This window comes from Nostoc sp. JL31, from assembly GCF_017114965.1.
Classification (GTDB): domain Bacteria; phylum Cyanobacteriota; class Cyanobacteriia; order Cyanobacteriales; family Nostocaceae; genus Nostoc; species Nostoc punctiforme_A.
Map to the genome: position 1 here is coordinate 1 of NZ_JABXKO010000107.1, position 3,210 is coordinate 3,210.

The 3,210-nt window shown below is 44.5% G+C and carries 8 protein-coding genes; 5 read left to right on the top strand and 3 right to left on the bottom strand.

Annotated elements, in window-relative coordinates:
• Positions 1–57: 57 nt before the first annotated feature.
• From HWQ43_RS26755 to HWQ43_RS26765, 3 genes are read right to left on the bottom strand one after another with little or no spacing between them, the layout of a single operon-like run.
• Positions 58–480, bottom strand: coding sequence for a hypothetical protein (locus tag HWQ43_RS26755; protein ID WP_292739307.1), 423 nt, complete (start codon positions 478–480; stop codon positions 58–60).
• 12 nt (positions 481–492) lie between these two features.
• Positions 493–645 carry a hypothetical protein gene (locus HWQ43_RS26760; RefSeq protein ID WP_292739309.1) on the bottom strand — a complete coding sequence of 51 codons (153 nt, stop codon included), beginning with the start codon at positions 643–645 and terminating at the stop codon, positions 493–495.
• The gene (locus HWQ43_RS26765; protein ID WP_292739311.1) at positions 617–835 is read right to left on the bottom strand and encodes a hypothetical protein; all 219 of its coding nucleotides are present in this window, start codon (positions 833–835) and stop codon (positions 617–619) included. The genes HWQ43_RS26760 and HWQ43_RS26765 overlap by 29 nt, the downstream gene beginning before the upstream one ends.
• A 77-nt stretch (positions 836–912) precedes the next feature.
• Between HWQ43_RS26765 and HWQ43_RS26770 the strand changes: the two genes are divergently transcribed.
• The 5 genes from HWQ43_RS26770 to HWQ43_RS26790 form a co-directional block, all read left to right on the top strand.
• A complete protein-coding gene (locus tag HWQ43_RS26770; protein WP_292739313.1) occupies positions 913–1,266 on the top strand; it encodes a hypothetical protein in 354 nt (117 codons plus the stop codon).
• Between the two features lie 83 nt (positions 1,267–1,349).
• Positions 1,350–1,649 (top strand): hypothetical protein, encoded by a 300-nt coding sequence (locus tag HWQ43_RS26775; RefSeq protein WP_292739315.1) that lies wholly within the window; start codon positions 1,350–1,352, stop codon positions 1,647–1,649.
• Positions 1,650–1,701: 52 nt separating this feature from the next.
• Positions 1,702–1,947 (top strand): hypothetical protein, encoded by a 246-nt coding sequence (locus HWQ43_RS26780; RefSeq protein WP_292739317.1) that lies wholly within the window; start codon positions 1,702–1,704, stop codon positions 1,945–1,947.
• Positions 1,948–2,016: 69 nt separating this feature from the next.
• On the top strand, positions 2,017–2,757 hold the full coding sequence (locus HWQ43_RS26785; protein WP_292739318.1) for a hypothetical protein: 741 nt from the start codon (positions 2,017–2,019) through the stop codon (positions 2,755–2,757).
• Positions 2,758–2,819: 62 nt separating this feature from the next.
• Positions 2,820–3,210, top strand: a 391-nt coding sequence (locus HWQ43_RS26790; protein WP_292739320.1) for a hypothetical protein, incomplete at its 3' end; no start/stop codon positions are given.

Here is a 3,210-nt window from a genome sequence, read left to right on the forward strand (position 1 = left end):
ACCAACGCAAACTCTCCAGCCTGCGCTGGTGCAACCATATATATTCAGGGGTGTTAGTTAGTGGGCTTGATTCATAGGCAATACCTCCGTATCAGAAAGACTGCGGCCCCAGCGGACTTGATTAATCAGCGCTTCGATTAATCCCTCTCTGTCGCCCACGGGTAAGGAGCTATTAACTTGATGCCCGACTACATATATTTCATTGCGGCAGCTTCCTGGAGACCCGTCGCACAGATGAATGGCAAGAGCCGAAATTAAAAACAGCTTTTCGCGTCTGGTCATCAGTTCAAAAGTACTACCGTACTCCTCCTGGAGCGATTCCAGTAAGGAGCCATCGTTCAAGGTGTAGCTGGTGAAATACCCTATCGGCTTTGACATTGGTAGAATTTCCTCAATGCAAATAAAAATCGTAGGCTTAACGATCGCTCCCACTAACGACGGTATCGATCGCTTTTTTATGTGATTAGGTTTCCTCCTCATCTGGTTCAGACCCTACTTTTCGTCGATAACTATAGTCACGCCGTCATCGCCAGACTGGTAATCAAGGATCGCCCATTCCTCGTCATCAACATCTTTGATATTTAGCTTTGTCGCACCAGGGTAGTGCTTTAGGTTTTCAATCAGTTCTAAAACCGTGGTTGCCATGTTGTTTCCAAAGTAAGTGTGCAGACATCAAAATATCACCGCTCGGTAAACTCGTTACCGCGATCGCTTCTCTAGTGACTACAGGGTGTTTCCGCGCCGGGGCATAAAAGCAGTGGCGCGGGTGCTTGCTCCGATTACAACGCAAACGGTCAGGCGTTGGGGAGCGAACTATGGACTTCTGGAATTCCATATATTTATAATATTTGCACGTCTAGAATTCCAAGTCAATACTACACTTCTGGATGTGCAATAATTTAGGAGTAGATTATGGAACTAAAAAATGGCAAGAACAGGTCGCCCAAAATCCGGAAAAGTAGTAATATCGGGAACCTTGAAGGTAACGCCGGAATCTTGGGAGTCACTTCGACAATTGGCCCAAACCCTGGGAATGACCAGATCCGAGTTAGTGGAGAGGGTAGCCAACAAAGAAATACCTCTAGCTCTAGAGAACGGTCAAGCGTTGGAATCACTGGGGAAATAGTTCGCCAGCTGATCAAAGAAACCGAACGACAGCTGGCTTATTACAAAACTCAAGCAAGTGAATTAGAAGCTAGGTTGCAAGAATTGCACCAATTGACTGAGGATCTACCTCAAGACGAAAAACCAGAAGAACCTGAATAAAACCGTCCTGCCCACTGTGGCTAGGGCGGTTTTGTTTTAGCGATCGCACTCATCATTTCACGGAGTGCGATCGCGTCCTCGATGTGATTTTCATTTTTAGCGATCGCGCTTCACCACTTTTGGAGTGCGATGCCTACGGCGGCAAGCTACGGGGTAATTATCAAAAACTTATCTATATGAATGACTTTCCAAAGAAAAAGACCCAGGTGTTCAAAGATGGACAAGTTGAAGGCTACGAAATTGGGCTGACACTTGAAGCATTGCAGTGCCCCCTCTGTGACGGTAGCGGCGAAATCAACGACGATGACCCAGACGGAATTCCTTACTGGGAAGAATGTAGCGATTGCGACGGGGAAGGTATTCTGTATGTCTCCATCGACTAAACCGCGATCACCGCTAACTAACTAATGACAAATGACAAATGACTTATGACAAATGACTAAATCAAAAATCTCATCAAAAGTAGTTCGGGCTAGAAGTCTAGTTATCTACGAGCTAGAGCAGCTTATCAACTATGTCCGCACCGTTGACCCAGAACTGGAACCCGACCAAGCGATCGTGTTAACAGCATATATATTGAGTGACTTGCCGAAACTATTCCAACAAAACCCAGCGCTTGTAGATCGGGTAAAAGACATGGCGGCAACCATACATCTTAAACGTCGTCATCCACTGAACTAAAAAAACCAAAAAGCCACCAGAAGATTTAGCGATCGTGGGTGGCTCCTTGTGAGAATAACTAACAATATCATGCCAGAAAACTCATTTAAAAACAATCTTCCGTGGACGGAAGCACACGAAGCATTCTGTTATCAGCATCATATTCCACCCGCCGCCAAAACTCTCTGGCAGTGGCTAATGATGCAAGGTCAAATCGCGAGTGAGATAGAGCCAGATTTATCAGAATTTAATGCTTGGGTGGCTAAGGTTAGAGGTAAATCCTATGCTCACAACTACCTCAAAAAGATATTTGACATACTTGTATCATGCCGCGTCCTGCAAGTAATTAAACAATATTCTTGGAAGATAACCAAGTTACTTGTAAGACCATTGTCATGGTTAAATCCACCCAAGAAGCGGCGAGAAAAAAAGTTACACAACCGTGACTCTAGTTACAATTCACCCCCATCAAATGATATCTCAGCCGAACAGGGGTTAAACAGCAGCAGCAATAGTATTACTCCTACAACTGCCGAATTTGAGGAGTTAGAAAGGCAACACGAGATACTTACAGCTTGTGCTGAGTACCAAATATACTTTGACCCAAATAAACGAACAACTAGACATCTATTTGAGTTTGATATTTCAGATGTCCGATTAGCTCTTAAGCACTTTGTTAAACGTGGTGGAGATCAATCTATCCGTGATTCTCAAGCATGGTTGATTGGCTGTTTACGTGAGTGTTATTGGCAGGATGAAACGTTTGGTTTATCTGGATTTATTGAAACTTTAAAATCTTGGTTCCCTAGCAACCTCCCAAGGGATTACTAGGGAATAACTGCATAAAAAAACTGCCTCCAGTGGAAGCAGAGATCATAATAACCAGTTTGATTATGAACCAACCCACACTTTTTAATTTAGAAGCTTTCACCAAGCAAGATGCTCCTGTTTACGCTTACGATCCGTTCTGGGATGAACTCGATACCCGCCAAAATATTCCTTGTGTTGGGGGGCAAATTTCAGAGGCAGAGTCTCCGTGTAAAACTGTTGGGGAGCAAGTTGCAACTGATACCAAAAAATCTGCCCCCCAACACGATACCCACTGGATTGAGGAATACTGGGTCGAGAGATGCTCTAATAAGTACTGGTATTACCGCTACTGCTGGATGCAGGGTCGCAAGATTCACCGACGTTATCTTGGCAGTGTCGATAGTGCGATCGCCAAACGTAAAAAAGCAGATGTGGAAATTGCAATTAGCGACGGACAATCACCACAGGAGATTG